Source organism: Pseudomonas sp. PSE1(2024), from assembly GCF_050990555.1.
Taxonomy (GTDB): domain Bacteria; phylum Pseudomonadota; class Gammaproteobacteria; order Pseudomonadales; family Pseudomonadaceae; genus Aquipseudomonas; species Aquipseudomonas aphyarum.
On sequence record NZ_CP158967.1, the window covers coordinates 5,668,473 to 5,692,097 of the forward strand.

21 protein-coding genes are annotated in these 23,625 nt (G+C 61.8%); 11 read left to right on the forward strand and 10 right to left on the reverse strand.

The features are described 5' to 3' along the window. The first annotated feature begins 20 nt into the window (after nucleotides 1-20). The 6 genes from ABTV87_RS25795 to ABTV87_RS25820 all read left to right on the forward strand — a co-directional run bounded on the left by ABTV87_RS25795 (nucleotide 21) and on the right by ABTV87_RS25820 (nucleotide 4,027). The gene (locus ABTV87_RS25795) at nucleotides 21-671 is read left to right on the forward strand and encodes a DedA family protein (RefSeq protein WP_039771888.1); all 651 of its coding nucleotides are present in this window, start codon (nucleotides 21-23) and stop codon (nucleotides 669-671) included. Between the two features lie 4 nt (nucleotides 672-675). After that, nucleotides 676-1,488, forward strand: coding sequence for a zinc-dependent peptidase (locus ABTV87_RS25800; protein WP_433898572.1), 813 nt, complete (start codon nucleotides 676-678; stop codon nucleotides 1,486-1,488). Between the two features lie 114 nt (nucleotides 1,489-1,602). Beyond that, nucleotides 1,603-2,130: an inorganic diphosphatase gene (gene ppa / locus ABTV87_RS25805; RefSeq protein ID WP_007990564.1), complete on the forward strand. Its 528-nt coding sequence runs from the start codon at nucleotides 1,603-1,605 to the stop codon at nucleotides 2,128-2,130. Nucleotides 2,131-2,351: 221 nt separating this feature from the next. Next, nucleotides 2,352-3,092 (forward strand): S24 family peptidase, encoded by a 741-nt coding sequence (locus ABTV87_RS25810; RefSeq protein ID WP_085608778.1) that lies wholly within the window; start codon nucleotides 2,352-2,354, stop codon nucleotides 3,090-3,092. 409 nt (nucleotides 3,093-3,501) lie between these two features. Next, entirely contained in the window at nucleotides 3,502-3,741 is a 240-nt protein-coding gene (locus ABTV87_RS25815; protein ID WP_085608779.1) for a type II toxin-antitoxin system RelB/DinJ family antitoxin, read from the forward strand. Beyond that, nucleotides 3,731-4,027 carry a type II toxin-antitoxin system RelE family toxin gene (locus ABTV87_RS25820; RefSeq protein WP_085608780.1) on the forward strand — a complete coding sequence of 99 codons (297 nt, stop codon included), beginning with the start codon at nucleotides 3,731-3,733 and terminating at the stop codon, nucleotides 4,025-4,027. Before ABTV87_RS25815 ends, ABTV87_RS25820 begins: the two co-directional genes overlap by 11 nt. Before the next feature lie 59 nt (nucleotides 4,028-4,086). Here ABTV87_RS25820 and ABTV87_RS25825 read toward each other — a convergent pair whose 3' ends face one another. The 6 genes from ABTV87_RS25825 to ABTV87_RS25850 are packed head-to-tail and all read right to left on the reverse strand — an operon-like array spanning nucleotide 4,087 to nucleotide 14,260. Then, nucleotides 4,087-4,899 (reverse strand): YfaP family protein, encoded by an 813-nt coding sequence (locus tag ABTV87_RS25825; protein ID WP_134020926.1) that lies wholly within the window; start codon nucleotides 4,897-4,899, stop codon nucleotides 4,087-4,089. Nucleotides 4,900-4,902: 3 nt separating this feature from the next. Next, nucleotides 4,903-6,522 (reverse strand): DUF2300 domain-containing protein, encoded by a 1,620-nt coding sequence (locus ABTV87_RS25830; protein ID WP_433898573.1) that lies wholly within the window; start codon nucleotides 6,520-6,522, stop codon nucleotides 4,903-4,905. 1 nt (nucleotide 6,523) lies between these two features. Beyond that, a complete protein-coding gene (locus ABTV87_RS25835) occupies nucleotides 6,524-11,089 on the reverse strand; it encodes an alpha-2-macroglobulin family protein (protein WP_433898574.1) in 4,566 nt (1,521 codons plus the stop codon). Then, complete coding sequence (locus tag ABTV87_RS25840; protein WP_064382202.1) at nucleotides 11,086-11,751, reverse strand: DUF1175 domain-containing protein; 666 nt, start codon at nucleotides 11,749-11,751, stop codon at nucleotides 11,086-11,088. Before ABTV87_RS25840 ends, ABTV87_RS25835 begins: the two co-directional genes overlap by 4 nt. Then, entirely contained in the window at nucleotides 11,721-13,433 is a 1,713-nt protein-coding gene (locus tag ABTV87_RS25845) for a DUF2138 domain-containing protein (protein ID WP_433898575.1), read from the reverse strand. The genes ABTV87_RS25840 and ABTV87_RS25845 overlap by 31 nt, the downstream gene beginning before the upstream one ends. A gap of 35 nt (nucleotides 13,434-13,468) precedes the next feature. Next, the gene (locus tag ABTV87_RS25850; protein WP_433898576.1) at nucleotides 13,469-14,260 is read right to left on the reverse strand and encodes a YfaP family protein; all 792 of its coding nucleotides are present in this window, start codon (nucleotides 14,258-14,260) and stop codon (nucleotides 13,469-13,471) included. A gap of 276 nt (nucleotides 14,261-14,536) precedes the next feature. On the opposite strand from ABTV87_RS25850, the gene ABTV87_RS25855 reads away from it, so the two are divergent. From ABTV87_RS25855 to ABTV87_RS25875, 5 genes are all read left to right on the forward strand, one after another. Then, entirely contained in the window at nucleotides 14,537-15,682 is a 1,146-nt protein-coding gene (locus ABTV87_RS25855; RefSeq protein WP_007955545.1) for a Fic family protein, read from the forward strand. Nucleotides 15,683-15,761: 79 nt separating this feature from the next. Further along, complete coding sequence (locus ABTV87_RS25860) at nucleotides 15,762-16,004, forward strand: exodeoxyribonuclease VII small subunit (RefSeq protein ID WP_007894317.1); 243 nt, start codon at nucleotides 15,762-15,764, stop codon at nucleotides 16,002-16,004. Next, nucleotides 16,001-16,888 carry a (2E,6E)-farnesyl diphosphate synthase gene (ispA, locus tag ABTV87_RS25865; protein WP_064599720.1) on the forward strand — a complete coding sequence of 296 codons (888 nt, stop codon included), beginning with the start codon at nucleotides 16,001-16,003 and terminating at the stop codon, nucleotides 16,886-16,888. Before ABTV87_RS25860 ends, ispA begins: the two co-directional genes overlap by 4 nt. Before the next feature lie 91 nt (nucleotides 16,889-16,979). After that, on the forward strand, nucleotides 16,980-18,878 hold the full coding sequence (gene dxs, locus ABTV87_RS25870; protein ID WP_433898577.1) for a 1-deoxy-D-xylulose-5-phosphate synthase: 1,899 nt from the start codon (nucleotides 16,980-16,982) through the stop codon (nucleotides 18,876-18,878). Nucleotides 18,879-19,032: 154 nt separating this feature from the next. Further along, complete coding sequence (locus ABTV87_RS25875; protein WP_433898578.1) at nucleotides 19,033-20,916, forward strand: TonB-dependent receptor domain-containing protein; 1,884 nt, start codon at nucleotides 19,033-19,035, stop codon at nucleotides 20,914-20,916. Here the strand turns inward: ABTV87_RS25875 and ABTV87_RS25880 are convergent. From ABTV87_RS25880 to ABTV87_RS25895, 4 genes are all read right to left on the reverse strand, one after another. Further along, the gene (locus ABTV87_RS25880) at nucleotides 20,913-21,713 is read right to left on the reverse strand and encodes a cobalamin-binding protein (RefSeq protein ID WP_433898579.1); all 801 of its coding nucleotides are present in this window, start codon (nucleotides 21,711-21,713) and stop codon (nucleotides 20,913-20,915) included. The genes ABTV87_RS25875 and ABTV87_RS25880 overlap by 4 nt on opposite strands. Then, nucleotides 21,713-22,132, reverse strand: a complete 420-nt coding sequence (locus tag ABTV87_RS25885) for an MFS transporter (RefSeq protein ID WP_433898580.1) — start codon at nucleotides 22,130-22,132, stop codon at nucleotides 21,713-21,715. Before ABTV87_RS25885 ends, ABTV87_RS25880 begins: the two co-directional genes overlap by 1 nt. Next, nucleotides 22,129-22,746: a GTP cyclohydrolase II gene (ribA, locus tag ABTV87_RS25890; protein ID WP_007955551.1), complete on the reverse strand. Its 618-nt coding sequence runs from the start codon at nucleotides 22,744-22,746 to the stop codon at nucleotides 22,129-22,131. The genes ABTV87_RS25885 and ribA overlap by 4 nt, the downstream gene beginning before the upstream one ends. 133 nt (nucleotides 22,747-22,879) lie before the next feature. Further along, on the reverse strand, nucleotides 22,880-23,605 hold the full coding sequence (locus tag ABTV87_RS25895; protein WP_085609111.1) for a substrate-binding periplasmic protein: 726 nt from the start codon (nucleotides 23,603-23,605) through the stop codon (nucleotides 22,880-22,882). Between the last annotated feature and the right edge of the window lie 20 nt (nucleotides 23,606-23,625).

The window sequence follows — 23,625 nt, forward strand, 5'->3', positions numbered from 1 at the left end:
CCGTCACCACAGGTGCCTCCATGGATTTCAACCCGCTCGATCTTGTCCTGCATCTCGACGTTTATCTCGACCTGCTGGTGAATAATTACGGGCCATGGATTTACGCCATCCTGTTTCTGGTGATCTTCTGCGAGACCGGTCTGGTGGTGATGCCATTCCTGCCGGGTGATTCCCTGCTGTTCATCGCCGGCGCAGTGGCTGCGGGCGGCGGCATGGACCCGGTATTGCTGGCGGGCCTGCTGATGCTGGCGGCGATCCTCGGCGACAGCACTAACTACGTGATCGGACGAACGGCGGGCGAGAAGCTGTTCAGCAACCCGAACTCGAAAATCTTCCGCCGCGATTACCTGCAACAGACTCACGATTTCTATGACAAGCACGGCGGCAAAACCGTGACCCTGGCGCGCTTCCTGCCGATCATCCGCACCTTTGCTCCGTTCGTGGCCGGTGTCGCGAAAATGCCTTACCCGCGCTTCTTCGGGTTCAGCGTTTTTGGCACCGTCCTGTGGGTCGGCGGTCTGGTGACGCTGGGCTATTTCTTCGGCAACGTGCCATTCATCAAGAAGAACCTGTCGCTGCTGGTGGTGGGCATCATCCTGCTGTCGCTGATCCCGATGATCATCGGCGTAGTTCGCAGCCGTTTCGGCGGCACCAAAGCCCAATCGCACTAAGCCGATGTGGTCGCTGAGCGCCTGGCGCCGCCGGCGCATTCTGGCCAGGCACCCGATTGCCGACGAACTGTGGCAGCGGGTGCGCCATCACCTGAGTTTTCTCGATGGCATCAGTGCCACTGAAGACCAGTGGCTGCGCGAAGCCAGCGTGCTGTTCCTCGAAGACAAACACCTGACCGCCCTGCCCGGCGTCGAATTGCACCAGGAACAACGCCTGCTGCTCGCCGCCCAGGCGCAACTGCCGCTTTTGCATCTCGGCGATCTGAACTGGTATCAGGGTTTCCACGAAATCGTCCTCTACCCCGACGACTTCCTCAGTCCCCAGCGCCATCGCGATGCCAGCGGCGTCGAACATGAGTGGGACGGCGAACACAGCGGCGAGGCGTGGCAGCAAGGGCCGATCATCCTCGCCTGGCCCGGGGTGATGGCCAGTGGTGGCTGGGAAGGTTACAACCTGGTGATCCACGAACTGGCGCACAAGCTCGACATGCTCAACGGTGACGCCAACGGCCTGCCGCCGCTGCACGCCGACATGCGGGTCAGCGACTGGGCCGAAGTGATGCAGGCGGCGTACGACGATCTCAACCGCCAGCTCGACCGCCATCCCGACGCCGAAACCGCCATCGACCCCTATGCCGCCGAGAACCCGGCCGAGTTCTTCGCCGTCACCAGCGAGTACTTCTTCAGCGCTCCGGATCTGCTGCACGAGGCTTATCCACAGGTGTATGCGCAGTTGCAGCTTTTCTACCGCCAGGATCCGTTGGCGCGCCTGAAGCAACTTCAGGCCAGCGACCCGGTCTATCAGGCTCACGAGTAAAGGTCTGCACGACTTCCGGTACGTGGCGTCCACGGCAGAATATGCCTATAATCGCCGCCACTTTTTGGTCAATCCGGCCAAGTGTTTTTGGTCAACTAACGGGGGCAACGCCCAATGAGCTACAGCAAGATTCCGGCTGGCAAAGACCTGCCGAACGACATCTACGTCGCGATCGAGATCCCGGCCAACCACGCGCCGATCAAATACGAAATCGACAAAGACAGCGATTGCCTGTTCGTTGACCGTTTCATGGCCACCCCGATGTTCTACCCGGCCAACTACGGTTACATCCCGAACACCCTGGCTGACGACGGTGATCCCCTCGACGTGCTGGTTGTAACCCCTTACCCGGTTGCTCCAGGTTCGGTGATCCGCGCGCGTCCGGTCGGCATCCTGAACATGACCGACGACGGCGGCGGCGATGCCAAAGTCATCGCAGTCCCACACGACAAGCTGTCCCAGCTGTACGTGGACGTGAAGGAATACACTGACCTGCCAGCCCTGCTGATCCAGCAGATCGAGCACTTCTTCGCGAACTACAAAGATCTCGAAAAAGGCAAATGGGTGAAAATCGAAGGCTGGGCCGGTGCAGACGCCGCCCGCGAAGCGATCACCAAGTCGGTTGCTGCCTACAAAGGCTAAGCCTCGCGACCTGCGACACGCTTGAAGAAAACCCCGGTTGATCCGGGGTTTTTTGTGCCTGCCCGATAAGTTCTTAAACAGCTTGTTTATAGCGGCCTACAGAAAAGTTTTAGCGTGTGTAATTTCCCACAAGGGCGTCTTACATCCCGTCGCAAAATTTGCCCTGATTTTGAACGCAAGGTTTATTCAAACCGCTCTAGGCCGGCCGTAGACTCGTGTTTATGAGAAAGAACACTAGCGGTCCAAGATTCAAGGCACTCCTGGAAGCTGCGAACATCACCACCACGGGATTCGCAAAGTTCTGGGGCACGGAAGCCCAAAACGTTCATAACTGGTACACCCGGGGCGTACCCGCGTACCGCATGGAAGAAGTTGCGCGCCTGCTGTCCGTCAACAGCCAATGGCTGAAGACCGGCGAAGGCCCGAAAGACGCCCCGCACCTGCATACAGAGTCGGGCGACATCCTCGATGCCCATGCCATTCGCGGCGTGTACACGGTGCTAGACACCAACGACATCGAACTGCCCCTCTACAAGGAAACCCCGACCGCCCCCGGCTCCGGCAAGACCCACGTCATCAAGGACCCGGAACAAACCATCCGCCTGCCCCGCAGCCACCTCGAAACACTGGAAATCCGCCACACTGACGCCATCTGCACCCACATGATCGGCAACAGCATGGCCGAGAAAATCGAAGACGGCTCCACCCTCGCCATCGACCGCGGCCTCACCCAAGTGGTGGACGGCGAAATCTACGCCATCGAACACGACGGCATGCTGCGCATCAAATACCTGCATCGCATGCCCGGCAACGCCCTGCGCCTGCGCAGCCACAACAGCGCCGAATACCCGGACGAAATCTTCCGCGCGGCGCAGATCGAGGAGCAGCGGATTCATGTATTGGGGTGGGTATTCTGGTGGTCGACGCTGGGCAAGCGGCGGCCGGTGGTGCCGTTTCTCTGAGCCAGCTTCTGTCGTGAGGGGCAGCCGGCCCGGATAGTCGGTACAAATTCGGGTTTTTTCCCGGATTGAACGCTCTATCCCGCACTTCGCACTGGGAATCCCCAACAAAACTCAGTATCCTGCGCCCCACATTCGCGCATCGACCCGCCAAGCGGCCCAGATGACGCCTGACGCGGCAGACCACTGTCTGACCAAGTCCCACAGCCGGACGCAAGATCCGGATGTACGTTTTGAAGGCTGGCGCGGTTTACCAAAAATAAACCAAGACAGTCCCCGAGAAGCCGGCCACAAGCCGGCTTTTTAATACCTGCCAAAAAACCAAACCTACCGTCCGAAATCTGAATCGGCGCTTGCCGGATACCAAACGCGCTTGTACCGTAAAGACAAACGTCATTACAGGTATTCCATCATGGCATCCATCAACATTCGTATCGACGACGAACTGAAAAAACGCGCCTTCGCAGAGCTGGAAAAGCTCGGGCTTTCGCCCTCAGAGCTTCTGCGCCAAACGCTTCAATACGTCGCGGACCGGGGCAAATTGCCGTTCAAAGCGGCATTGCTCAGTGAAGAGGATGAAGCGCTTATCGCAGTGGTCACTGAACGTCTTGCCGCGCCTCAGCGAGTCAAGGTAAGTCTGGATGACCTATAACCTTGAGTTTGATCGTCGTGCATTAAAGGAATGGAACAAGCTGGGCGATACGATTCGCGAGCAGTTCAAAAAGAAACTCGCCGAGGTTCTCGAAAACCCTCGCATAGAAGCAAACAGGCTTCGCGAGCTGCCAGATTGTTACAAGGTGAAGCTGAAAAGCGCTGGGTATCGCCTGATTTATCAGGTGATTGATCACGAAATTGTGGTGTTCGTAGTCGCTATCGGAAAGAGAGAGCGAGAGGCGGCTTATGACGCTGCACTGGATCGATTGTCGTCCCAACCCTGAGCCAGTTAATCATCAGGATCTATTCTGAAATTGGGCAGCAACCTGCTGCCCGATTACCGTCACGGATAACTAAACGACTTCACCAACGTCAACTCCCCCACCGCCCGCATCGGCACGATGAAAGTCTCCATCTTCTCGCTAGGCGTCCCCTCTTCCGTAATCACCGTAACCTGCGCCGTGGTCAAAGGCTGCACCGCCTCTTCCCCGCCCTCATCATCCCCGCGATACCCACCGCCGAAGTAGTTCACATACACCAGATACTGCCCCTTGATCGGTGCCGGCATGGCGAAGATTTCCGGGCCGTAGCCGGTGGTCACGTCGACATCCAAAGCCGCGCCGTTAGGCGCGACGCGGTCGCCGTACCAGATGTGCGCGCCGTCGGGTGTGATCAGGTGCAGGTCGAGGTCAGTGCCATCGCTGTCCCACGCCAGCAACACCCGCAGTTTCGCCGGAGTAGCGCCGCCGCTGGTGTTGAGGAACTGCGTGCGGTGCCGTTGCTGGCCGTCCGGGCTGCGGACTTCGACGCTGTTGCTGCCGTTGGGAAACGAGAACGGGCGGTCGAAGCGGCCGCTGTCGTCGATTTTCAGCGGCATGCTGACGCCGTTGACGATCAGGCGGCCGGGCTCTTTGTTTTTCGGTGTGGCTTTGATTTCGCCGCTGATGCGGGCGGTGTTGGCCTGGCCGAGCGGGGTGTTTACCGAGGAGGCCGGGTAGTTGACGGTCTGGCGGAAGCTTTCGCCCTCGCCTTCAGGCGCGCCGCTGCGCCAGCCGCCGACCGGGGTGTCGAGTTTGACGCTGTCGGCGGCCATAGCCATTGGCAATGCATTAAGCGCGCAGAGCAACAGCAAGACCTGTGGATAACGGAGTGTCATGGTCTATTCCAGCAAAAGGTGACGGGCGAGCCCTTCGATATAGATTTCATCCTGGCCGTTGGGGTGTGCTTCAAAGGCCAGGTGCAGGTATTCGTGAGTCAGGTCGAGGCGGTCCTGCAAGGACAGCACGCCGCGCACATAGATGCGCTGGCGTTCGCGGTCGACGAAGGGGCGGCCGAAGGCGAGCTTGCAGACGGCGAACGTGCTGACTTCGTTGTAGCCGGTTTCGCTTTCCAGCCTGGGACGCCAGCCGCGCCGCTGCTTTTGCAGCCAGTCCTGCGCGGCGGGTAGCGCTTCGCAGGACGCCACCGGGTTGTCCCAACGGCTGAGGCTGGCGCGCGGGTAAGCGTGCAGCAGTATCGCGTCGTAACGCTGGCCGGCATTGGCTTGTTCGACGGCCTGCTGCCAGGCGAGTTTGTCGGGCCCGGGTTGATCGGAGTGATAGGTGACGGTGCTGCCGGCCAACACCAGATCCGCCGTCCACGCCGCGATGTTGCGGGATTCGGCGGAAGCAGGACGCGGGGCGACCCGTTGGCGGGTGCTGCTGTCATCGATGCTCAAACATTCGCCGTTGCGCGTGGCGTTTTGCAGCAGGTAAGTCCGGATCGCCACGGCCAACGCTTTGGCGGCTTCGGCAGGTTCGGGTTTGGCTTCACGCTCCAGCACACGGGCGACGTACTCTTCGCGATCCAGCCGGGCGACCAGTTTGTCGTTGAGCAGAAACAGTTCGCCATCGCTGTGGATATCCAGCGCATTGCCATTGGCGAATTCGACGCGGTAATCACCCTGCAACGGGCCGGAACCGGCAACCCGCTCACCCGACAGCACTCGCGAAACCGGATAACGTGAGAACAATCCCACCTCAACACAACGCCCCGCTTCCGCCGGCCACGATGCGGGCAACACCGTCGCCAACGCCGAACCGTAATGCCGCAAAACCATCTGACTGGTGCCCCGGCCACCGGCCCAGATCGGCGAGCCGTCCGCCGTCCAGCCAGCGAATCCGCCCTGTCGTGATTGCGGGTCCTGATCGCCGAGCCAGCTCCAGGTTTTCACCCGCAAGCGCCCGCCCAGTTCACCGACGACATTGCCGTCCGCCGCATTCAGCACCACGTCGAGCAGCACACGGCGCATCTGATCCTGAGCCGGCAGCAGAGACAAAACCTTCAGCAAGTCAGCCACGGAAACCCGAGTAGCCGGTTGCACCGATGGCAAATCCAGCAACCACGACGGCGCCTGTCGCGCCTGCCAATAGGTTCTCCAATCGCCAGCGGTTATGCCCAAGCGCGCCGGCTCGAAATACAGCCCGCAGGATTTCACCAGCGCCTGATCTCGCTCGACCTTGCCACCCGCTGTGCAGCAATAAACCTCTTCCTTCGACTGCCCGCGACATTCATACGCCGGCTCTTGCGCACCGGTATCCACCAGCCACGCGTAAACGAACACCTTCCACAGACTGCCCAGCGGCGTATCCAGCGATGCAGCCAACGGCTCGCGAGCGGTCAGTTGCGTTGTGTTCAGCGACAGCAACTCGCCTTGATAGGCCACGCGCAACGGCTCATCCTGCGCCGTCGCCAGCGCAGGAATCACACACATCAGCAGCCAGACCAGCGGCCGGGTCATGTCAGTTGACCGTGACCTGACCCAGGGCCGCTTTCGCTTCGCGGGCCTGATGCTGCGGCGCGTAGACCTGAGTGAAACGCACCGGCGGCAGGTTGAACTGGCCCTTCTGCGAGAAGCGCACCAGATGCCGCAGACGCAATTCACCGCTCAACGCATCCACCGGCACCGCGTAGGCCAGTTGACCCGGCTCGAACCGTGCTTTTTCCAGCGCGGTCGGCTCGGTGCCGTCCTTGCCCTGCAACTTGATGCCCCACGTGGTGCGTTCGACATCCGCACCCGGCGGCAGCGGCACTTCGAGCATGCCGTAGCGCAGCGGTTTCGGTGCTTTGCTGGTGAGGATCACTTCGTCCAGGTACAGGCTGTCGCTGGACAGCGGTTTAGTGCCGACCGGCTCCAGTTTGAAGGTAAACGCTTCATCACCCGGCACCAGACGCGACAGGCGACGAGTGATGGTCACAGCCATCGGATCGACCGCCGGTTGCTGGGTCTGGAAGCTCAGCGCGGCACGCAACGGACGCTCTTGAGTGCCCGACACCGTCAACACGCTCGGCACCGGCGTAGCACCCTGCCACGTCCAGTACATCTCGCCGGTCGCGCCGTAGTTTTTCTTCCAGCCTTCGCCCGGTGCCAGCGCGATGGTCGGCGACGCCTGGGCAATGCTGCGTTGCAGCCAGGTCAGCGCCAGCGCGCGTTCGAGGGTCGATTGCTGCGGCAACAGGCGTTGCAGCAACGCTGTCGCACGAGCCTGATCGAACGGTTGCAGCGACAGGTTCAGCGCTTCGGCAAACGGCTGCGAACTGACGGACAAGCGCTGTTGCGCAGCGCCCAGCTGACGATTGAACGCGTCCGGCAGAGCAACTTTCGACTGGGTTGCCAGCGATGCGGTCAAGACCCGCGCCGCCGCCAGACCGAGCGCCGAATCCGGATCGCCCATCACCAGACTGTCTTCGCCATCGTCCATCAGGGTTTCGGCACTGCCTTCCCCGGCCTTGGCCAGATCCTCCATCAAACCGCTGAGCAGCGTGTTGACCGGCAAGTGCATCTGTTTGGCGAACGACAGGATCAGCGCCCGTTGCAGCAATGGCGTGTTCGGCGCCTGCTTGGCGTAAACCTCCAGCACCCGCTGCCAGTGCTCCGGCGGCAAGGTCAGATCCAGCACCTGACTGGCGTTCCAGTCGGCGTAATAAGCGTAAGCGGTGAGGAACGCATCCGGCTCACCATCAAAGCCCCACCAGGTAAAGCTCGCCGACGGCCCGGCCATTTGCACCAGCCGCAAACGGCTGTTCTGCATGATCAGGCGCAAGCGATCGCGGATCTGCGGGTTCGACGCCAGCGACGGATAGGCGATGCTCAACGGCAGCAAGCGACTGGCGGTCTGTTCGACGCCGCCGTAGGGATAGCTGAGAAGATCGTCGAGGGCCGAACGGAACAGCGCTTGCGGGCTGTCATCCAGACGCAGGCGAATGTCGGTGGCGTCCGCCGGCAGGCTCAATGGCGTGTCGCCGCTGGCCACGTCGAGGCTCTGGGTCTGCGTCACTTGCCAGCCTTCGCCAGTCGCGGTCAGGCGAACAGCGAGGGCATCGGCGGTTTTGCCGTCCTGCACCAGCTCGGCTGTCCACTCGCCAGTAGCCAACGCAAATGCCGGCAACGGCAGGTAGTTGATGCCGTTGTTGAGCGTCACCGGCAGGCGCTGTTCGGCGCCAGCGTAGTGCGTCACCAGCTCAGCCTTGACCGGTTTCTCGGCCTGGCTGAAGGCGAACACGCCGAGCTGCGGCTGATCGCCTTTGCGGAATTTGCTCGGCCCGCTCCACTTCAGGTACAGCGGTTTTTCCGAGCGAACGAACTGCTTCTTCTGCCCGACCTGACCGTCATCGGCAATCGCCCGCGCGGTGATGCGCCAGCGGGTCAGCGAGTCCGGCATCTTGAAGGTGAAGCGAGTCTTGCCGTCGGCGTCGGTCAGCAATTCTGGCTGCCACGCGGCGGTATCGACGTCTTCGCGGCGCGGCCGCTCCAGCACTTTCACCCCGCGTTCGCTGCGGTTGGCCTTGCCCGGTGCGCCCGGGCTGCCCGGCAGCGCCACGTCGTAGCTGATGAACGACAGGCTGGCGCTGGTGCGCACGTTGTTGCGGCGCGGGTGGTAGAAGAACTGGTCGATGGTCGGCGCGACTTCCGGTTGCAGCGCGTAGACCATTTCATCCACGACGCTGACCGTCAGGTGCGCCGGCACAGCCTTGCCGGCGAACTGCGTGGTCAGGTCGACCGTCACCGTATCGCCCGGCTGATAGGTGTCTTTGTCGGTCTTGATCGCCACGTCGATCTGCGGCGCGACGACCTTGATCCCGGCGTTCTGGAAGCTGTACTGACCGCCCTTGGTGTACAGCACAGAGAACGTCAGGTTCGGCGCGAAGTTGTCCTTTACCGGGATGCGTGCGCGGTATTGGGTTTCGCTGAGTTTTTCCAGTTTCAGCCAGTCGCCGCCCTTGGCCAGCAGCGCGGTGGCCTCGACCTTGTCGCGCTCCAGCGACAGCAGTGCATCGCTGACCGGTTCCGGGAACGTGATCAGTGCCAGCGCTTCATCGCCGGCCTTGTACTCGGGTTTGTCGAGGACGATTTCCACAGTGCCCGGCACAGCCTTGACGCCATCGCCGGTGACCGAATGACCGGTCGCACCGAGCACCCGACCGTGCTGATCTTTCAGCGACAGGTTGTAGGTGCCCGGGCGATCGAAAGCGACGCTGAAGCCTTTGTCTTTCGCCGCCAGTTTGCCTTCGCCGGTGGTCTGGTCTTCCAGACGCACCCAGCTGTAGCTGCTCGGCACAACGGCCTGGGCCTGTTGGCTGCCACCCTCGTTGGCGTAGCTGAACGCGACCTTGTCGCCCACTGCGCTGAAGCGCTGCGGCGCGGTCAGGCGAAAGCTGGCGGCTCCCCGGTCGATTAGGATTTCCTTGGTGGTCTTGACCCGATACGCCGCGCCATCGCTGGCGAACACGGTGAGCATGTAGCGGCTCGGTTTGTCGGCGGCTGGCAGGTCGAGGGTCGCGTTGCCCTTGCTGTCGGTGGTCAGTTCGGTGCTGGTCAGCTCCACCGGGAATTGCCCGAGGTATTGCAGCTCGTTGTCGACCATCGATAGTTGCTGGGCGCGCAGGCTCAGGGTCAGTTTGGCGTTGGCCACCGGTTTGCCGTCCGGGTACAGCAGCACCAGGCTGCCCTTCACCGGCTCGCCCGTGCGGTAATCCTGCTTGGCCAGGTTCAGCGAAATTTCGAAGTGCGGCTTGATGTACTCCGCCACACGGAAGGCGCTGCTGTAGGCCTGATCCTTGTAGTTGAAACGCAGCTCGTAACCACCGGCCACCGCATTGTCCGGCAACTGGAAACGGCCCTGGGTGCCGGCCTTGGAGTCGAGCTTCAGATCCAGTCGCTGCAACTCGGTACCGGTCGCATCGAGCACGCTGACATTGACGTCCGCCGCCCCCGGCAATACCGAATCCCGCGCATTCTTGAATTCGCGGCCAACGATTTTCAGCGACACCCAATCACCCGGGCGATACAGCGGCCGGTCGGTGAAGGCGTAGAGTTTGGTGTCGTAGATTTCGCTGTCGTAATAGAAGTTTTCCGAGACGAACACACCACCCTCTTCGTCCTCGCCGATGACGAACGAACGCTCGGGGCTGACGTGTTTCAGGCGCAGCAGACCATCGGTGTCGGTGGCGCCGCTGCTCATCACGCCGAGGCCGTCGGTCCACAGCACATTGACCTTCGGCACCGAACTGCCTTCGTGTTTGCGCGCGGCCCATACCAGCAATTCGTCGCCGGCAATCTTGCTCACCGCCACGGTGTTGGAAACGAACACCATGGTGGTTGCGCGGTACTTGCCGATCAGCGCTTCGACCAGATAGAGGCCCGGTTTCAGATTGCCCAGCGGGATGTAGACGTTACCCGGTGCGACGCTGACGAACTCGCTGGAAGACCCGGCCAGATTGACGCCGGTCGGCGGCTGGATCGGTTTGGCTTGCCACAGCGGATAACGGAACTGGCTGACCACTGGCAGACCCGGAATCAGGGCGAATTGCGGTTGCGCGTCGTACGGTGTCGGCGCGGCGATGGCGTTGCCCATCTTCAGTTCCGGCACTTCTTCGGTGACTTGCTGACGCGACTCGTAAGAGAACGCACGCTGCATCACCCGACGGGATTTGCGGTACCAGTTGTCCCACAGGTACGCGAGGGTGTTCGACAGGCCTTCGCCCTTGAACTGGCCATCGCTGACCACGCGGTGCAGGTTTTTCTGGCGCTTGAGAAAGTCCAGCGGCTTGTCGATCTTGTACACGCGGATATCGGCGCCGCCGTACGGTTCCATGCGGAAACGGCGATAGTCGCGACCCGGCGCTTCAAGGCGAACCACCGCCTGTTCGTCGGCGGCGAAACTGCTGTCGGCCAGCAGGAAAAAGCTCTCACCGGAGACCGGTGTATAGCCGCTCGGCTCCACGGTGTCTTCGGCATTCACGGCCGAAAACGGCAGGGCTAACAGCAGCAGAAAAGGCAGTAAACGCAGCATGCGGGCACCGGTCATTGGGAGAGAAAGTTCAGTCGATAGACGCCGATGAAGTTGGGGTTGGCTGCGTCGGGTATCCATCGGGTGTCCTTCCATGTCATGAGTTGCTGCAGGCTTGCCGAACGCATGCCGTTGTCGGTTGGGGTGGTCGTGCCGGTGTGATAGGCGATGTAGCGGCCCATCCAGATCATCAGGTGCTGGTCGTCGCCCTGATCGAAAAACATCAGATCGCCGGGCCGTGCCTGGGACACGTCGCGGCCGATCAGATGGCTGTTGAACTGAATCAGTTTGATCGCGTTGACGTAGGGCCCGACCTTGCCGCCGCCCTGCTGCCATTGCTGGGCGAGCTTGCGCTGATCGGCGCTCAGGTCCAGCTCCGGCGGCAGGTAGCGGTTGGACACGCCATTGCTGCGCAGCCATTTATCGTCGTGGACTTTCAGCGCTTCGTTGGCGGCGAAGCGCACCAGCCCCGCGCAGTCCTGCTGATACCAGCGTGGGCTTGGGCCTTTGCTCAATTGTTCCTGGGCGATGCGCACGAACCAGGCGCGAAACACCTGGGACTGCTGCGGATCAAGGGCCGGCGCCTCAACGGCTCGGGCACCAGCGCTGAGCAACAGCGCCAGAAGGCCAAGGCTGCGAATCAGTCCGGTCACAGCGCTTTCCACTCCAGCGGCAGCCATTGCCAGTGACCGTCGGGCTCGCTGCCTTCAGGCAGGGTCAGGGCGTATTTGCCCATGCCGCCGAGGGTGCGCAGTTTCGGGATCAGGTAGGTTTGCGCGGCGTTGTAGAACACCGGCTCCATGTCCTGCGGCAGGCTGTCGAGGGTTTCCTGCTGGATCAGTTGCGCCATCGAATCCGGGCCGAAGTAGATCGGCATCAGCACGTCTTTCGGCAGCACGTCGGCCATCGGCGGGAAGCGTTTGTCGAGCGTGCCGAGGGCCTTGTCGACCAATTTGTCATCGAGGGAAAACAGCAGCGTCGAACCGTGGCGCGCCAGGCTGACTTTCATGAAAGCACGGCCGGTGATCGCGTCCGGGTTCTCGGCATCCTTGGCCGCGTACGGGCCGAAGTTGGAGCTGACCTGACGCTGCCAGAGGTGGCTCTGGCCTTCCTGTTTCTCGACCACCGGGAACGCGTGTTCGTCGACCTTGCCTTCATAAGCGCCGACCATCGAATCGAACAGCGTGCCGATATCCGCGTCGAGTTTGCCGTTGTCTTCGTCGTTCAGACTGGCCACCAGCAATGGCGTGTACAGCCGCGAATCGGCGTACCAGCACAGGCCCGCCGCGCCGGCCACATGTTCGGTGAGTTTCTGCGCCACCGCTTCTTCGGCGCCGAGTTTCACCAGCAACGGTTTTTGCGGCTCGGCCGCAATCGGCAAGGTCACGCAAGCACTGGCGCCCAGCGGCATGGCCTGCCAGACCGGTTTGAAATCGAAGTCCGGTTGGTTCTCCAGTTCGTCCATGGCGAGGTAGCTATGCCAGCCCTTGTCGTCCATGTCGAAACGCAGGCCGGCGAAGTTCGGGATGAAACGCTGGTAACCCATGGCCAGAACACTGGAATTGACCGACAGGCGCTGTTTGGTTTCAGGCGTTTTGGCCGCGAGCCCGAACGCTTCGGGGAACAGTTTTTCGCCGTTGAGCAGCGCCGCCAGCGCTTGCGGCGAGACGTGGCCGGACTCTTCGGAAGCGCCACTTTCCGGATCGTAGAATTTGGTCGGGTTGGACAGCACCACCAGTTTGTCGCCGCGGGAGGCAAACAACAGAGATTTGCCGGCGTTGTAGGTCAGTTGATAGAGCGGCACTTCATCGCCACCGACTTTCAGGGTGCTGAACACGCTCAGTTGCGAATCATCCAGCGCGACTTTCGCCAGCGGCTCCAGGACTTTGGCCAGGCCGCCGCGATCCATTACCAGCAGGAAATCCTTCAGCCGACCATCGGCGCCACGCCACAACGCCACGTCTGCCGGTTGATCGAAAAGCTGTTCGATCAGGCTGTCCTGCAGCTTCAGGTCATGCTCGTAGATGATCCGCCGCAGACTGCCGATCAAGCCGAGACGGTCGGCATGGGTTTCGTAATAGAAGACGAAATCCTCGGTGAGCGTGGCCTTGAGGAACGGCACCTTCAGCAGGTCTTTCGGCAACTGGCTCAGGGAGCGGGTTTCCAGCAGCGCGTCCGGACGGCTCAGGCCGAGTTTGTCGCTGGCCAGTTCCGCCGGCGGCGCCTTCGGTTTGTGCATCAGCCAGCCGAGCCCGCCCGCCACGCCGGCCACCAGGCACAGCCCGACCACTAGCAACGGCCAGCGCCGGGAAGGTTTGCCCGCAGGTGTTACGGCGGCCGGTGTAGCAGTGTTATCGCTCATCTTTCCAGAACCCGAGTTCATCCGTGGCGGGATGCTTAATAGTTGAAAGTCTTGACCAGCAGCAGATCACCGATGGCCCGCAGGGGCACGATGAACGTTTCGCGTTTTTCGTCGACGGTGTTTTCGTTGAGCACCAGCGTGATCTGCGAGGTGATGACCTCGTTCTGGTTGCTGGTCTCCTCGAAGTTATAGCCGCCGTTACCGAAGTTGCCCCAGTAGTTGACGTAAACCAGATAGGTGCCGTGCAGCGGCGCAGTCATGGTGAACATTTCCGGGCCGGGGCCATCGACGCCGTCGGGGTCGAGGCCGCCGCCGTTGCTCATCGCCGGGCGCGCCCAGAAGGCGTGCTGGCCGTCAGGCGTAATGACGTGCAAGTCGAGTTCGGCTTTAGGGTCGTCCCAACCGAGCACCACGCGGATCCGCGCCGGCGTGCGCAAATTGTTGGCTTCGTAGAATTGAACGCGCTTGAGCGACTTGCCGTCGGCGCTGATCACCTCGACGCTGTTGGAACCGGCGCCGAACGCATACGGCCGGGCAAAACGGCCCTGGTCGTCGGTGTACAGATTCAGTGGATTGCCATTCACCGCCAGGCTGTGCGGCGGGCGCAGATGCCCGATGGCCTTGAGCTGACCCTCGATCATCGTGCGATTGCGCTGGATGCCGCGATCGATGGGCGGCGTGGGATAGGCGACTTGCGGGTTTTCCGTGCGATCGAGCAGCCCGTGATAGCGCCAGCCGCCCACCGGTTCAGACATCTCGGCACTCGGTGCAGCCGACAGCGCCGGCACGCAGGCCAGGCCGATCAGCAGCAAAAGAAGTGAACGCATGTGATGCCTCCTGCCATGCCTGACGAAACCTTGCACCCGATCCTCGGTACTTCACAGCGGTGAAAACTGCGTTTCGTCTGAAAGACCCGTGACTGTCGGGTCGTAGAAGGCGCGAAGGTTAGCGATTCGGCAGTTTTTTAACAATCGGATACATGTGGATTTGCGGTGGGAATCACGGCGTCCAGTGGACGATGAGCCGAATAGGCGTCATATTCGGCTCACGAAATGAGCCGAATAGCGTTTCCAATCGGCTCACGCACTCAGGATCAGCAATCAATGACGACTCACTGGATCTGGCAGCAGCCTGATTGGCCCGACTTTAACTGGCAGGCGGAACGCCTGGCACCGTTGTTGCGCGAGTGTGTTCAGGCACAAGGTCAATTGATGGGCATGGCGGGATCGGTGAGCCATTCACTGAGCGCGCAGACAGAGCTGGACGCTTTGCTGCAAAACATCGTGACCTCCTCGGCCATCGAGGGTGAGCAGTTGAATGTCGGATCCGTGCGATCTTCGCTGGCACGGCGCCTGGGGCTGGAATTACCCGATGGCGACAAAGTCAGCAAGCGCAGCGAGGGGCTGGCTCAACTTATGCTCGATGCCACCCGCCGCCTTGCTGAACCGCTGACGCTGGAGCGATTGCTGGAATGGCACTCATGGCTGTTTCCAGAACAGGAGAGTGGTTTCCTTTCGCGAGCAATCAATGTCGGCGCTCTACGCGGCGATGAGCCAATGCAGGTGGTTTCCGGGCGCATCGACCGCCCGACCGTGCACTTCGAGGCGCCACCGCGACAAGGGCTTGAGCGACAACTGGACAGTTTTCTCAAGTGGTTCGACGCCAGTCAGCATCAGGCAGGCCTCGATCCTTTACTGCGAGCAGGTATCGCGCATTTCTGGTTCGTCACCTTGCATCCGTTCGACGACGGCAACGGGCGCCTGACTCGCACCCTCACCGATCTGGCATTGGCTCAAGGCGAAGCGCAGGCGATTCGTTTTTATGCGATGTCGGCCAGCATTCTCGATGACCGCGCGGGCTACTACCGGATTCTAGAATCCAGTCAGAAAGCCACGCTGGACATCACTGACTGGCTCACATGGTTCCTGCAAACCCTGCTGCGCAGCCTGCAACAGGCGATTGCGCGGATTGAAGGCGTACTGGGCAAGTCACGCTTCTGGCAAACGCACCGGGAATCCGAGCTGTCAGTGGAGCAGATCAAAGTGCTCAACCGCTTGCTCGACGGTGGTGAGCGTGGTTTCGAGCACGGTATCAGTGCGGCGCAGTATCAGGCCGTGGCAAAAGTCTCCAAGGCGACGGCGACCCGACATCTGGCGGAGCTGCTGGAAAAAGGTTGTCTCGAACGCCTGCCCGGCGGTGGGCGCAGCACGCGCTATCAGATCAGTTTTCCAGGCAAATCCGCAGAGTGATCCAAGCCCCGCTCATTTGCCCATACCCCCCCTATCTGCTAGTGTCGCGCCGGTTTAACGTCAACCGGAATTAGCCGCCATGGCCCGCAAAAAAGCTGCACTGGATTTCGAACAGTCCCTCGCCGACCTGCAAACGCTGGTGGAGCGTCTGGAGAACGGTGAATTGTCGCTGGAAGACTCGCTGACCGCTTTCGAGCAGGGCATCGGCCTGACCCGTGACTGCCAGGCGGCGCTGGCCCAGGCCGAGCAGAAGGTCCAGGTGTTGCTGGAGCGCGATGGCGAACTCGCCGAGGAACCCTTCGACGCGGATCAGCCAGAATGATTGCAGCGTATTCGGCCACCAGCCAGGCGCGGGTCAACGCGGCACTGGAAACCCTGTTCAACGCCCCGCTGCCAGAACTGGCGCGCCTCTATGAAGCCATGCGCTACAGCGTGATGAACGGCGGCAAACGCGTGCGTCCGCTGCTGGCCTACGCGGCGTGCGAAGCCCTTGGCGGCAAGGCCGAACAGGCCAACGGCGCGGCGTGTGCGGTTGAGCTGATCCACGCGTATTCGCTGGTGCACGACGATTTGCCGGCGATGGACGACGACGATCTGCGTCGCGGCCAGCCGACCACTCACAAGAAATTCGATGAAGCTTGCGCGATTCTGGCCGGCGACGGCTTGCAGAGCCTGGCGTTCAGCGCCCTGCTCGACCCGCGCCTGAGCGACCTGAGTGCGGACATCCGCCTGCAACAGGTTACGGCGCTGGCGCACGCGGCGGGCCCGGCCGGCATGGTCGGCGGTCAGGCCATCGACCTCGGTTCGGTCGGCCTCAAGCTTGACCAGAAAGCCCTGGAACAGATGCACCGGCACAAGACCGGCGCGCTGATCGAAGTCAGCGTCAAGCTCGGCGCTCTGGCCAGCGGCCGTGCCGAGAAGGATGAACTCAAGTCCCTGCAGACTTATGCACAGGCCATCGGCCTGGCATTCCAGGTGCAGGACGACATTCTCGACGTCGAAAGCGATACCGAAACCCTCGGCAAGCGCCAGGGCGCCGACATCGCCCGCGACAAGCCGACCTACCCGGCGCTGCTCGGTCTGGACGCGGCCAAGGCTTACGCGCTGGAACTGCGCGATCAGGCCCTGCACGCGCTGCGACCGTTTGACGCGGCTGCCGAGCCGTTGCGCGATCTGGCCCGGTATATCGTCGATCGGCGTAACTGAAGGCTAATCAGCCAAAAAAGACCAACGCGTGGGCAGGGGGCGATGCATCAGGTAAACTGCCGCATCTTTTATACCTATAACGATTCGCCTGATGCCCACGACGTTTCATGAGATTCCCCGCAAGCGCCCGACCACGCCCCTGCTCGACCGCGCGAACACGCCGGACGGCCTGCGCCGGTTAGGCGAAGCCGAGCTGGAAACCCTGGCTGATGAGTTGCGCCTGGAATTGCTCTACACGGTCGGCCAGACCGGTGGGCATTTCGGTGCCGGTCTGGGCGTCATCGAGCTGACCATCGCGTTGCATTACGTCTTCGACACCCCGGACGACCGGCTGGTGTGGGACGTCGGTCATCAGGCCTATCCGCACAAGATCCTCACCGGTCGTCGCGAGCGCATGGAATCCTTGCGCCAGAAGGACGGCATCGCGGCTTTCCCGCGCCGTTCCGAGAGCGAGTACGACACCTTCGGCGTCGGCCACTCCAGCACCTCGATCAGTGCCGCGCTGGGCATGGCTATCGCCGCCCGCCTGCAGAACAGTGATCGCAAGGCGATTGCGGTGATCGGCGACGGGGCACTGACCGCCGGCATGGCATTCGAGGCGCTGAACCACGCGCCGGAAGTCGACGCCAACATGCTGGTGATCCTCAACGACAACGACATGTCGATCTCGCGCAACGTCGGCGGGCTGTCGAACTATCTGGCGAAGATCCTTTCCAGCCGCACTTACGCGAGCATGCGTGAAGGCAGCAAGAAAGTGCTGTCGCGCCTGCCCGGCGCCTGGGAAATCGCCCGTCGCACCGAAGAATACGCAAAAGGCATGCTGGTTCCCGGCACCCTGTTCGAAGAACTGGGCTGGAACTACATCGGCCCTATCGACGGCCATGACCTGCCGACCCTGATCGCCACCCTGCGCAACATGCGCGATCTGAAAGGCCCGCAATTCCTGCACATCGTCACCAAGAAAGGCAAAGGCTTCGCCCCGGCGGAAGTCGACCCGATCGGTTACCACGCCATTACCAAGCTCGAACCGCTGGACGCCCCGGCCGCTGCGCCGAAAAAGGCCGGCGGGCCGAAGTATTCCGGCGTGTTCGGTGAATGGCTGTGCGACATGGCCGCTGCCGACCCGCGCCTGGTGGGCATCACCCCGGCGATGAAGGAAGGCTCGGATCTGGTGGCGTTCAGCGAACGCTTCCCGCTGCGCTACTTCGACGTGGCGATTGCCGAGCAACACGCCGTGACCCTCGCCGCCGGCATGGCCTGCGAAGGCGCGAAACCGGTGGTGGCGATCTACTCGACGTTCCTGCAGCGCGGTTATGACCAGTTGGTGCATGACGTCGCAGTACAAAACCTCGACGTGTTGTTCGCCATCGACCGCGCCGGCCTGGTGGGCGAAGACGGCCCGACCCACGCCGGCAGCTTCGACCTGTCGTTCCTGCGCTGCATCCCGGGCATGGTGATCATGACCCCGAGCGATGAAAACGAACTGCGCAAGATGCTCACCACCGGCCACCTGTACAACGGCCCGGCGGCGGTGCGTTACCCGCGCGGCACCGGCCCGAACGCGACCATAGAGAAAGACCTCGAACCGATCGAGATCGGCAAGGGCGTGGTGCGTCGGCAGGGCAACAAGGTCGCCCTGCTGGTGTTCGGCGTGCAAATGGCCGAAGCCCTGAAAGTCGCCGAGACGCTGGATGCGACCGTGGTCGACATGCGTTTCGTCAAGCCGATGGACGAAGCGCTGGTGCGCGAGATCGCCAACAGCCACGACCTGCTGGTGACCATCGAAGAGAACGCGATCATGGGCGGCGCCGGTGGCGCGGTCAGCGAATTTCTCGCCCGCGAAAACATCCTCAAGTCGGTGCTGCACCTGGGCTTGCCGGACGTTTACGTCGAGCACGCCAAACCGGCGCAGATGCTGGCCGAGTGCGGGCTGGACGAGGCCGGGATCGAAGCGGCGGTGCGTGAGCGCCTGACTCTGCTCAACAAATAATCACCATCCCTGTGGGAGCGGGCTTGCCCGCGATGAGGTCGGCACAGTCAACATTGATGTTGGATGTACCGACGCCATCGCGGGCAAGCCCGCTCCCACAGTGTTTTGTGTCGCTAGAAATTTTGTGCACACCAGAAAGACCTACGGAATACCGATGAACCTCTCGCGCCTCGCCCTGCCCCTCCTGCTGCTGCCCTCCGCCAATGCCCTCGCCGACAATTTCGAACGCGATCAGGCCCTGAAGCTGCCGGACGTGCTGATCAGCGCCAACCGCCAGGTCGAAGCGCGCAACGACAGCAGCGCCGCCAACACCGTGTTCACCCGCGAAGACATCGAGCGCCTGCAACCGCGCAGCGTCACCGAGCTGCTACAACGGGTACCGGGCGTACAAGTCGCACAAACCGGCGGACGCGGCAGCCTGCCGGGAATCTACATTCGCGGCACGCAGTCTGCGCAAAGCCTGGTGCTGGTCGACGGTCAGCGCATCGGCAACTCCACCTCGGGCGACAGCAACCTGCAACACCTCAACATCGAGCAGATCGAGCGGGTCGAAGTTTTGCGCGGTTCGCGTTCGGTGATCTACGGCAGCGATGCGATTGGCGGGGTGATTCAGATCTTCACACGGCGCGGCGGCGAACAAGGCTTGCAGCCGCGGATGCATGTCGGATTCGGCAGCAACCAGACCTGGGAGCGCAGTGTCGGTCTGTCCGGAGGTGATGAGAAAACCCGTTTCAACCTCGGCGCCAGCCTCGATGAAACCGCCGGCCTCGACCGCACCCACGAGTCGTATCCCAGCGACGGCGATCACGACGCCTATCGCAACAAATCCATCAGCCTGAGCCTCAGCCATGCGTTGACCGATGACATCGAAGTCGGCGCCAATCTGCTGGATAACCGTGGCAAAAGCGAGTTCGACAACCCATTCGGGCGCTTCGACCCGGTGACTTTCGACTCCCTCCAGCAGCAGCCCTACAGCGATTTCACCGTCAGCAGTTTCAGCAGCTACATCGACGCGCGGATCAACGAGCGCTGGAAGTCGCGCCTGGAACTCGGCCACAGCGAAAACCGCGAGAAGTCCTTCGACAAGCTCAGCGATGAACGCTCGGTGTTCAACACCTACCGTGATTCGGTGACCTGGCAGAACGACCTGACCCTCGATGCGCGCAACAGCCTGATCCTTGGCGGCGACTGGTATGAAGATCGCATCAACAGCAGCACGGCGTTCGACGAAGACAGCCGCTGGAACCGCGCAGCCTTCATCCAGCATCGCTTCCAGGCCGACAGCTTTTCCACCGAACTGGGCCTGCGTCGCGACGACAACCAGCAATTCGGCGGCCAGAACAGCTGGAGCGGCACGCTGACCTTGCCGGTCAATCCGGACAACGATCTGCTGCTCAGCTACAGCGAAGGTTTCCGCGCGCCGACCTTCAACGATCTGTATTACCCGGACTTCAGCAATCCCGACCTGAAACCGGAAACCTCAAAAAGCTACGAGCTGCAATGGCGCAGCCAGTTGAGCGACAGCACTCGCCTCGAAGCCTCGCTGTATCGGACCGATCTGGAAGACGCGATCATCTTCGGCAGCAACTCACGCCCCGAAAACGTCGCCTCGGCGCGAATCAACGGCTTCGAAGCAGCGCTGAAACAGGAGCTGTTCGGCTGGCAGAGCAACCTTGGCGTGGCGATCATCGATCCCCGCGACCGCGACACCGGCCACACCCTGGCACGTCGTGCCCGTCGCACCTTGAGCTGGGATCTGGATCGACAGTTCGATCGCCTTGGCCTCGGCGCCAGTTGGCAGGCCGTCAGCAGCAGTTACGACGATCTGAACAATCAGCAACCATTGGGCGGTTATGCACTGCTCGGACTGCGCAGCAGCTGGGCGCTGAACCGTGAGATCAAGCTGGATTTCAAGGTCGATAACCTGCTGGACAAGGGTTACAGCCGGGCGCTGTACAACCATGACGGCAGTCAGTATGGCTATCGCGAGGAAGGTCGGGCGTTCATGTTCGGCGTGACCTGGACGCCGCAGCTCTAACGATCTGGCGCAATCAGCTGGCAGAGCTTGGCCGTCGCCTCGATCATCTGCCCGCTCGGGCGCTCCAGACCTTTATCGGTGACCAGCAGCAATTGCCCGTGCTTGACTGCTGTGACCTGCGGCCAAGCGTTCCACGCATCCAGTTGCGACTGATCGCCGGCCAGAATCACTTCGGGATCACGCTGTAAAACCGCTTCGATGCTTACCTGCGGCGCCGGCAGGCTCAGGTCGCCGAACACATTGCGCGCGCCGCACACTTCAAGCGCATCGCTGATGATCTGCCCGCCGCCGACGGTGTACAGCGGCTTGTCCCAGACTTGATAGAACACCCGCAGCGGCGTTTCCCGTCGGTAGCGCTGGCGCAGCTCATCGAGGTTTTGTCGCAACTCACTGGCCCGCGCGACCCCACGCTCAGGACGACCAAGCTGTGTCGCGATGATTTCAATCTGCGCGGTCAACTGTTCGAGACTGTGGGGCTCGGCAACGAACGTCGGGATGTTCAAACGCTTGAGCTGGTCACGCTGGGCCGGGCCGACGCTGCCGGGCCATAACAGCAACAAGTCAGGTTTGAGACTGAGCAGGCGTTCCATGTCGAGCTGACCGTAACGACCCACCGAAGGCACGTCCTTGATCGCGGATGGCCGCTCACCGGCATCCAACACGCCGACCAGCAGATCCGCCGAATCCAGTTCAACCACGATTTCAGACAGGGATGGCGCGAGGCTGACCACCCGCAGGGCAGCCAGCGTTTCACCGCTGACGGCCAGCAGCAGAACCGCCAGCCAGAGTCGCCGCATCAAGCGAGTTGACGCGGGATACGGTAGAGGTAGAACAGCACCGCCGTGGACAGCGCCAGCAACATCAGCGGCACCGCTTCAAGGCCGACGAACACCGCCAGCGCGCCAATCCATGCCGGCAGCGCCGCGACCAGGTATGCACTGCGAAGGCTCGCCGCCAGGGCAATCCAGGCAGCGGGTTCTTCAGGGGTATCGAGGGCTTTTTGCGTGGCGATCAGCGCATGTTTGTAGCGCCCGAAAAACTTCAGGCTGACAAACATCGAGGCCACGCCAGCGATAAAGAAAGGCATCGCCAGCACCGGCAGAATTGCCTCGCCCTGGCCGAACACAGCGTTGATCACGAACAGCGGCACCAGCGCCAGCGCCAGGTATTTCCACCAGGCGATCGACAGACGGCGCCGCACTTGCCCGCGGGTCACGCCCGGTCTACCTCGCCCTGATGCTCGTTGCCCATCATGTGGTCGAGCTTGCTGGCCTTGGTCGCCAGATAGAGTTTGTTGTGCGGGTTGTGGCCGGTGTGCAGCGGCACGCGCTCGGCGACGACGATACCCATGTCGGTCAAGGCTTTGACCTTGCGCGGGTTGTTGGTCATCAGACGCAGGGATTTGACGCCCAGATGCTCCAGCATCGGCAGGCACATGGCGTAGTCACGCTGGTCGGCGGCAAAGCCCAGACGCTCGTTGGCTTCCACGGTGTCGGCGCCGCCGTCCTGCAATTCGTAGGCACGGATCTTGTTCAAAAGACCGATGCCGCGTCCTTCCTGACGCAGGTACAGCAACACGCCACGACCTTCGCGAGCGATGGCTTTGAGGGCGCCCTCAAGTTGCGAACCGCAGTCGCAACGCTGGCTGAACAAGGCATCGCCGGTCAGGCATTCGGAGTGCAGACGGCCGAGTACCGGGGCACCATCGGCAATCTCACCCAGGCTCAGCACGACGTGCTCGCGGCCGGTGGCTTCATCGAGAAAACCGTGCATGGTGAATTGCGCAAAAGGCGTTGGCAGCTTGGAAGCGGCGACAAAAACGACAGGCACCGGTGTGCTCCTGATCTGAAAAGTCTGAAGATTCGCTGGGCGGCATTGTAACAGCAGGTTCCCGCAGGCGCTTAGGCTGAATTATCGGCCATAACGATCAAAAAGTTTGATAACAGGCTCGCCCTTATCGCGTTCATTCGAAGGGATAGGGTTGTTTCCAGCGCTCGAAGATCGGCTTCAACTCGCCGCTTTTCACCAACTGCTCCATGCGCTGGTCGTAGATCGACATCAGTGCGCGGGCTTGCGGGGTGTCGGCGAAACCGAGGTACAGCGGCAATTCCGCCAGATGCGAATAACGGTACTGCGACGGGTCGGCGGCGTTTCTCACCACCGCTTCTATTTCCGTCAGCGCATCGATGTAGTAATCCGCCCGCCCCTGCTTGAGCATCGACAGGATGCCGGTGCGGCGCTCGATCTGGTTGAAGCGTTTGACGTTCGGCAGGTAGGTTTCGTAGCGATAGCCGCGCACCCAGGCCAGTCGGTACTTGCCCAGCGTCGCCTGGGTCGGCGATGGATTGCTGGCCAGGCCGAGCGCGTAGATGTGGTCGGAATCGAAATTCCATTTCGGGTACAGCACCTGCTCGGCTTCACCGCGATAGGAACCGACCAGTGCGTCGGCTTCCTTCAACTGCACCAGCCCGACCGAGCGGGTGTAGGGCACGGTGCGAATATCCAGGGTCACGCCGGCCGGCTCGAAGACTTTGCGCAACACGTCCCAGCCCAGGCCATGGCCATCGGCGGCGGTGTAGTCTTCCCAGTCTTCGCTGGCCAGGTGAATGACCGACGGCGGTGCGTCCTGTGCCTGGGCCATGGCGCCAAGCAAGGTCAAAACCACTATCGCCAACCAGCGTCGAGTCATCCCTGTGCCCCTCATCCACG

Excerpts from the sequence above, each read along its gene's own strand:
- ABTV87_RS25795 (WP_039771888.1), top strand. The coding sequence starts at position 21 with ATGGATTTCAACCCGCTCGATCTTGTCCTGCATCTCGACGTTTATCTC.
- ABTV87_RS25800 (WP_433898572.1), top strand. The coding sequence starts at position 676 with ATGTGGTCGCTGAGCGCCTGGCGCCGCCGGCGCATTCTGGCCAGGCAC.
- ppa (WP_007990564.1), top strand. The coding sequence starts at position 1,603 with ATGAGCTACAGCAAGATTCCGGCTGGCAAAGACCTGCCGAACGACATC.
- ABTV87_RS25810 (WP_085608778.1), top strand. The coding sequence starts at position 2,352 with ATGAGAAAGAACACTAGCGGTCCAAGATTCAAGGCACTCCTGGAAGCT.
- ABTV87_RS25815 (WP_085608779.1), top strand. The coding sequence starts at position 3,502 with ATGGCATCCATCAACATTCGTATCGACGACGAACTGAAAAAACGCGCC.
- ABTV87_RS25820 (WP_085608780.1), top strand. The coding sequence starts at position 3,731 with ATGACCTATAACCTTGAGTTTGATCGTCGTGCATTAAAGGAATGGAAC.
- ABTV87_RS25825 (WP_134020926.1), bottom strand. The coding sequence starts at position 4,899 with ATGACACTCCGTTATCCACAGGTCTTGCTGTTGCTCTGCGCGCTTAAT.
- ABTV87_RS25830 (WP_433898573.1), bottom strand. The coding sequence starts at position 6,522 with ATGACCCGGCCGCTGGTCTGGCTGCTGATGTGTGTGATTCCTGCGCTG.
- ABTV87_RS25835 (WP_433898574.1), bottom strand. The coding sequence starts at position 11,089 with ATGACCGGTGCCCGCATGCTGCGTTTACTGCCTTTTCTGCTGCTGTTA.
- ABTV87_RS25840 (WP_064382202.1), bottom strand. The coding sequence starts at position 11,751 with ATGGCTGCCGCTGGAGTGGAAAGCGCTGTGACCGGACTGATTCGCAGC.
- ABTV87_RS25845 (WP_433898575.1), bottom strand. The coding sequence starts at position 13,433 with ATGAGCGATAACACTGCTACACCGGCCGCCGTAACACCTGCGGGCAAA.
- ABTV87_RS25850 (WP_433898576.1), bottom strand. The coding sequence starts at position 14,260 with ATGCGTTCACTTCTTTTGCTGCTGATCGGCCTGGCCTGCGTGCCGGCG.
- ABTV87_RS25855 (WP_007955545.1), top strand. The coding sequence starts at position 14,537 with ATGACGACTCACTGGATCTGGCAGCAGCCTGATTGGCCCGACTTTAAC.
- ABTV87_RS25860 (WP_007894317.1), top strand. The coding sequence starts at position 15,762 with ATGGCCCGCAAAAAAGCTGCACTGGATTTCGAACAGTCCCTCGCCGAC.
- ispA (WP_064599720.1), top strand. The coding sequence starts at position 16,001 with ATGATTGCAGCGTATTCGGCCACCAGCCAGGCGCGGGTCAACGCGGCA.
- dxs (WP_433898577.1), top strand. The coding sequence starts at position 16,980 with ATGCCCACGACGTTTCATGAGATTCCCCGCAAGCGCCCGACCACGCCC.
- ABTV87_RS25875 (WP_433898578.1), top strand. The coding sequence starts at position 19,033 with ATGAACCTCTCGCGCCTCGCCCTGCCCCTCCTGCTGCTGCCCTCCGCC.
- ABTV87_RS25880 (WP_433898579.1), bottom strand. The coding sequence starts at position 21,713 with ATGCGGCGACTCTGGCTGGCGGTTCTGCTGCTGGCCGTCAGCGGTGAA.
- ABTV87_RS25895 (WP_085609111.1), bottom strand. The coding sequence starts at position 23,605 with ATGACTCGACGCTGGTTGGCGATAGTGGTTTTGACCTTGCTTGGCGCC.